Here is a 5,344-nt window from a genome sequence, read left to right on the forward strand (position 1 = left end):
TATGTGGGCAATCAAAAAGATGAGCGAACTGGACGCGCTGAACGTGACCGTGCGTCGTCTGTTGGGTAACTGAAGCAATCAAAGAAAGAGAGGGGCTGATGCGTAGAGACTTGAATTTGAATGTGCCCCAAGACTTGCAGCAGGCCGAGGAGCTGCTGGAGAGGTACGGGCGATGGGCCCAGGATCGGTACAAGAAGCAGCGCTGTGCCAGCGCGGAGGGGAAGTATCGACCGCCGCCACAGGCCCGGAGTGATGACGAACCCCTGATCCCCTTCATGCCGGACTGGAGCGCGCGGCATGTCCAGCTGGCGCTGCAGTCCGTGCCAATGCAGTTTCGACGCGTGCTGTTTGCGATCTACATCCCCCAGAAGGAGCACCCGATGGAGGCCCGTCGACGCATGCGCCTCAAGCGTGATGTGTGGGACGGCAGTCGAATTGAGGGCTTGCGGCACTTCTGGAACATCTACCGCTTGCGCTACTTGACAAAGGGTGTCACAATCGCGCCTATTCTCCGCGACACTGAGTCGTGTGCCCTGGCTGCCTGAAGGTAGCCAGCGGCGTGACCAAATAGAAAAAGCCCGCTAGGTTCACCTGCGGGCTTTGTTGATTGCATACTTCGTTGTATATTGATTCTGTGACGCGAAAGAAGATTCACGTCAAGGATTGCAGGGAGAGTATGCCGCCTACGCTTCGCAGATACCCTCGATTAAATTCGGGCCCCTATTTGTGTCGCCTGGAGGATTGAGCTTAACCTGCTTCAAGTCCGCGACTAGGTTCGTCTCGTCACACCATTTCAAAGCCTCAGCCTAAACCGCTGGGGCTTTTTCGTTTGTCTACTGGCTGGCCGAAAGCCGGCATCTGCCGTCCTGGTTCGCCTCGGCGGCTTTTTTATTCCCGGTTCGCTGCCACCGAGCACGCCCGACGATCACGCACATTGCTTCAGGGGCGGATCACTCGGTGGCGGCACCTATCCCGAGGAGGGCGAAATGCTCTACACAGCAGCAAACGCCCGTGGGGCGACGATCATCGACGTGGACACTGGCGAGCGCTTTTCTCGCGTGTCAGAGGTCAGCACCTCGGGCGGCTGGATCAAGGTTCACGACAACCCGAGCCGCATTGACGCCCAAGGGCGCATTGCTGGCCGGCGCATTCGCTTCGCTTCGATCTACGCCATCCAGGGGCTGGAGCGCATGCCCTGCCTGTTCCACTGCTACGGTCGGCGTGCGTGATGGCCAAGCTTCAGACGCTCAAGAGCGGCGTGCCAATGCTGGACACCAAGCGTGTGCAGACCATCCAGGCCGGCAGCTGGCGCACAAGTGACCAGACATCCGCACAGCGCGGCTATGGCTACAAGTGGCAGCAGGCCAGGGCGCAGTTCCTGCGTGAGCATCCACTTTGCGTGATGTGCGAGGCAGTTGGTCGTGTGGAGGCTGCAACGGTGGTTGACCACATAACCCCGCACCGAGGTGATCAATCGCTGTTCTGGCGCCGAAGTAACTGGCAGTCGTTGTGCAGCACTCATCATTCCCGTGACAAACAGCGCGCCGAGCAAAGGATGTGACCCATGGACCGAATGCAGCACCCATCAAACAATGCCGTGCTTGGCGCGCCGGCAGGCTGGGATCAGAAGACCCTGCCATGCAACGCGCTGCCCATCACCGTTACAGACTGGGATGGCGTGCCGGCAGTGGTTTCGTTCTGGAAGCCTACGCCTGCAGAGATTGAGGCGATCAAGGCGGGTCAGCCTGTCATGTTGTGGGTGGCCGGTAGCACCATGCCGCCGGCCGCCTTGATGGTTGAGGCGAAGGGATCGCCTCGGCTGTGATCAAGAGTGCGCGCGTATTCGTGTTACAGCCCAAGTTGAAAATAGCCCCGCATGACTTGATCAGCGGGGCTTCCTCTTAAAACTCGTAATCGAGTTCTTCTGAAAGAATGGTGCAATTGCGACCTGTCACAGACCAATGAAAGCATTGACCTCCCCGATAGGCGTTAACACTTACAACGACTGCTCGCTCATCAGCTCCGAAAGCAATCCAGATGCCGGAATGTTTTACGTTCCCTTCATCATCTGTTTCAGTGCCCTCTCCGTCTTCCCAGCCGAAGTCTGAGCCGTTGAAAGTTTCCTCTTGGGTTTCGTAGCCAACGACTTGGTTTTGTTCGTTGTAAACAGGCTCCTGATAAGCAACGGTGACATATCCAACAATTGAAAAAGCCATGAGAAATCCTTGTTTTGAATATCAGTACGCAGGCAGTACCAAGTTCAATTGTGACTTCTTTTTAAGAGCAATTCTCTTGGCGTCAACCGTCATGCGTAGCGCCCGAGGGTCTTGAAACGGGGAGGGGGTAGGCAAAGTCTGCGCCCACTCGACCTCTAGACCGCCCTGTTCCGCACGCGCAGAAAATTTCCCCCTGTATGAATAAATCCGGGGGTGGAATTCAAAGAAATCAAAGAATTCAAAGGAGCCGCTTATGCCAAGAGGTGGCGCGCGGCCCGGGGCTGGCCGCCCAAAAAAGCAGCCCGAAGAGGTAAAGCCAAGCAAGAAGGCGGCGCCAAAAGCTGCGCCTCCCCAGGTTGATGCCAATGGCTACAAGGACGATCCCAAGTGGCCGTTCGGCAAACAGCCGCCTGCTGAGCCAGAGCCGCCACCAGACCTGAGCGACCTCATGCCGCTGGATTACCTGCTTGAGGTGATGCGCGATCACACCGAGGAGCGCGGCCGCCGGATGCAGGCTGCCACGTTGGCGGCACCGTACTGCCACCCTAAAAAGGGCGAGGCGGGCAAAAAGGAAGAGAAGAACGCTGCGGCGAAAAAGATCGCCAGCCGGTTTGCGCCGGCCGCGCCTCCGAAATTGGTGGCCGCTAACGGACAGAAGGTATAGGTATGGAATGGAGCACCGCTTGCATCGACTGGGAAGAACGGTTGGTGCAGCGGAAGTCCATCATTCCGCCGCCGATCTTCCAGGACCAGGCCGAGCAGGCCCTGGCCATCTTCAAGGAACTCAAGGTCGTTGACCTGCCCAAGGTCTGGGACGCGGAGCTCGACGAGTACCGGCCCCCAACATTCGGGGAATGCTCGGAAGAGTGGGTCTTCGACTTTGTGCGCGTCATATTCGGTGCTTACGACGCCGAGACGGGCAAGCAGCTGATCCGTGAATACGGTCTGCTCATCAGCAAGAAGAATACGAAATCCACCATCGCCGCGGGCATCATGCTCACGGCGCTGATCCTGTGCTGGCGCGAGGATGAGGAGCATCTGATCCTGGCGCCGACCAAGGAAGTGGCCGATAACTCCTTCAAGCCGGCGGCCAGCATGGTGCGCGCAGATGAGGAGCTGTCTGCGCTGTTCCACATCCAGGACCATATTCGGACCATCACCCATCGGGTGAATCGCAACAGCCTGAAGGTGGTGGCCGCAGACACGGACACGGTCTCGGGCAAGAAGTCGGGCAAGATCCTGGTGGACGAGCTCTGGCTGTTTGGCAAGCGCGCCAATGCCGATGCCATGTTTCAGGAGGCGCTGGGCGGTCAGGTGTCGCGTGATGAGGGTTGGGTCATCTTCTTGACCACTCAGTCGGATGAAGCGCCTGAGGGCGTGTTCAAGTCCAAGCTGGAATACTGGCGCGAAGTGCGCGACGGCACGGTGGTCAGCCTCAAGACGCTTGGCATCCTGTACGAGTTCCCGGCGGCGATGATCAAGTCCAAGGCTTACTTGGATCCGGAGAATTTCTACATCACCAATCCGAACCTGGGCCGATCGGTCAGCAAGGAATGGCTCACCGACGAGATGCAAAAGCGCTCTTCTGAGCAGGATGGTGGCTTCCAGCGCTTCCTCGCCAAGCACCTGAATATTCAGATCGGCCTGAACCTGCGGGCCAACCGCTGGACCGGCGCTGACTTCTGGGAAAAGCGTGGCGACAACCGGGTGACGCTGGACTTCATCCTGGCCGAATGCGAGGTGGTGACAGTGGGTATCGACGGTGGTGGCCTGGACGACTTGCTGGGGTTTGCGGTCGAGGGCCGGAAGAGGGGAACGCAAAACTGCGTTCTGTGGAACCGCGCATGGATTCACCCCATTGGCATCGAGCGCCGCAAATCCGAAGAGGCGAAGTACCGGGATTTCGAGAAGGACGGCGACCTGGTTGTTGTGAATCAACCGAATCAGGATCTGGATGAGCTTGCTGAACTGTGCAAGCTGGTTTTTGACTCTGGGCTGCTGGCCAGGATTGGCCTGGACCCGGAGCGCACGCACAAGGTTGTTTTCCAGGCACTTGTAGATGCAGGCATACCCGAAGACTTGATCATTGGCATTTCTCAGGGATGGAAGCTCACTGGATCCATGGCGGTCGCAGAGCGTGGCCTCCAGGACGGGAGCCTGGTCCACGCCGGGCAGCCGTTGATGACGTGGTGCGTCGGCAATGCCAAGGTCGTTCCGGCAGGCAACGCCTCTCTGATCACCAAGCAGGCCAGCGGCACGGCAAAGATTGACCCGTTGATGGCCTCTTTGAATGCCGTCACCTTGATGGCGACCAATCCACAAGCGGCCGGTGGCCGCTCTTTCTGGGACAAGTGATGAACCAATACCTTCAAGCGCTGCAGCGCGGCGCTGCTGAGGTGCGCGCGGCATTGGTGCGCGTTGCCCCGGATTCGCTGCTGGTTGGCGGAGCCGCGGCGATTTCTTACGGCGCCTGGATGATTTATCCGCCTGCTGGCTTCATTGTTGGTGGGCTGCTTTCGATCTCTGGTGGCGTGCTTTTGATCCGAGGAGGTCAGTAAATGTCTTTCTTCGGCAAGGGTCTGGAGCGCCGGGCCAAGGAACTGACCTACGACCAGATCGCTGACCTGATCGATGGCACGGGCGCGAGCCGCGTGGCGGGCGTGACCGTGACCGAAAAGACCGCCCTGCAGGTCTCTACCGTGCTGGCTTGCGTCAAGGTGCTGGCAGACGGCTGCGCCACGCCGGACCTGCACGTCTACCGTGAAAAAAAGGACGGCACCAGCGAGAAGGCGCTCAACATCCCTGAGTACCGGCTCCTGACGCGGCGTCCGAACGAATGGCAGACCTCTTTCGAGTGGCGCCGGATGATGACGGTACACGCAGCCCTGACCGGTGCGGGCCTATCCATCAAGGTGCGTGGCGACAACGGGCGCGTGCGGGAGTTGATCCCCGTGGAGCCGGGGCAGTGGGATGTGCGCAAGGTCAGTCGGTACGAGTTGCGCTATCGCTGCTGGGATGAGTTCGGGATGATCGGCGACTTCTCGGCAGATGAAGTCTTTGTACTCAACGGCCTGCAGTGGAACTGGGCCAAGAGCATCAATGCCGTGACGCTGGCGCGTTCCGCCATC

General features: G+C 59.0%; 9 protein-coding genes. 8 read left to right on the top strand and 1 reads right to left on the bottom strand.

The annotated features are described in order from the left end of the window. The first annotated feature begins 122 nt into the window (after window positions 1–122). The 4 genes from CSE6_RS25730 (at window position 123) to CSE6_RS25745 (ending at window position 1,825) form a co-directional block, all read left to right on the top strand. On the top strand, window positions 123–545 hold the full coding sequence (locus tag CSE6_RS25730; protein ID WP_238585818.1) for a hypothetical protein: 423 nt from the start codon (window positions 123–125) through the stop codon (window positions 543–545). 441 nt (window positions 546–986) lie between these two features. Beyond that, window positions 987–1,229: a hypothetical protein gene (locus CSE6_RS25735; RefSeq protein WP_059441870.1), complete on the top strand. Its 243-nt coding sequence runs from the start codon at window positions 987–989 to the stop codon at window positions 1,227–1,229. Continuing rightward, entirely contained in the window at window positions 1,229–1,561 is a 333-nt protein-coding gene (locus CSE6_RS25740) for an HNH endonuclease signature motif containing protein (protein WP_059441871.1), read from the top strand. The genes CSE6_RS25735 and CSE6_RS25740 overlap by 1 nt, the downstream gene beginning before the upstream one ends. A 3-nt stretch (window positions 1,562–1,564) precedes the next feature. Beyond that, window positions 1,565–1,825, top strand: coding sequence for a hypothetical protein (locus CSE6_RS25745; RefSeq protein ID WP_059441872.1), 261 nt, complete (start codon window positions 1,565–1,567; stop codon window positions 1,823–1,825). A 76-nt stretch (window positions 1,826–1,901) separates the two neighbouring features. On the opposite strand, the gene CSE6_RS25750 is transcribed toward CSE6_RS25745, so the two are convergent. Continuing rightward, window positions 1,902–2,216: a hypothetical protein gene (locus CSE6_RS25750; protein ID WP_152668675.1), complete on the bottom strand. Its 315-nt coding sequence runs from the start codon at window positions 2,214–2,216 to the stop codon at window positions 1,902–1,904. A 448-nt stretch (window positions 2,217–2,664) separates the two neighbouring features. On the opposite strand from CSE6_RS25750, the gene CSE6_RS26305 reads away from it, so the two are divergent. The 4 genes from CSE6_RS26305 to CSE6_RS25770 form a co-directional block, all read left to right on the top strand. After that, a complete protein-coding gene (locus tag CSE6_RS26305) occupies window positions 2,665–2,880 on the top strand; it encodes a hypothetical protein (RefSeq protein WP_193751183.1) in 216 nt (71 codons plus the stop codon). A gap of 2 nt (window positions 2,881–2,882) precedes the next feature. Further along, the gene (locus CSE6_RS25760) at window positions 2,883–4,571 is read left to right on the top strand and encodes a terminase large subunit (protein WP_059441874.1); all 1,689 of its coding nucleotides are present in this window, start codon (window positions 2,883–2,885) and stop codon (window positions 4,569–4,571) included. Continuing rightward, window positions 4,571–4,774: a hypothetical protein gene (locus tag CSE6_RS25765; protein WP_059441875.1), complete on the top strand. Its 204-nt coding sequence runs from the start codon at window positions 4,571–4,573 to the stop codon at window positions 4,772–4,774. The genes CSE6_RS25760 and CSE6_RS25765 overlap by 1 nt, the downstream gene beginning before the upstream one ends. Then, the coding region (locus CSE6_RS25770) for a phage portal protein (protein ID WP_152668676.1) at window positions 4,775–5,344 on the top strand (570 nt) is incomplete at its 3' end.

The sequence above is a fragment of the Comamonas sp. E6 genome (genome assembly GCF_001010305.1).
GTDB classification, from domain to species: Bacteria; Pseudomonadota; Gammaproteobacteria; order Burkholderiales; family Burkholderiaceae_C; genus Comamonas; species Comamonas thiooxydans.

Bases quoted from the DNA above. Each gene is read 5' to 3' on its own strand.
- CSE6_RS25735 (WP_059441870.1), top strand. From the start codon at position 987: ATGCTCTACACAGCAGCAAACGCCCGTGGGGCGACGATCATCGACGTG.
- CSE6_RS25740 (WP_059441871.1), top strand. From the start codon at position 1,229: ATGGCCAAGCTTCAGACGCTCAAGAGCGGCGTGCCAATGCTGGACACC.
- CSE6_RS25745 (WP_059441872.1), top strand. From the start codon at position 1,565: ATGGACCGAATGCAGCACCCATCAAACAATGCCGTGCTTGGCGCGCCG.
- CSE6_RS25750 (WP_152668675.1), bottom strand. From the start codon at position 2,216: ATGGCTTTTTCAATTGTTGGATATGTCACCGTTGCTTATCAGGAGCCT.
- CSE6_RS26305 (WP_193751183.1), top strand. From the start codon at position 2,665: ATGCCGCTGGATTACCTGCTTGAGGTGATGCGCGATCACACCGAGGAG.
- CSE6_RS25760 (WP_059441874.1), top strand. From the start codon at position 2,883: ATGGAATGGAGCACCGCTTGCATCGACTGGGAAGAACGGTTGGTGCAG.
- CSE6_RS25765 (WP_059441875.1), top strand. From the start codon at position 4,571: ATGAACCAATACCTTCAAGCGCTGCAGCGCGGCGCTGCTGAGGTGCGC.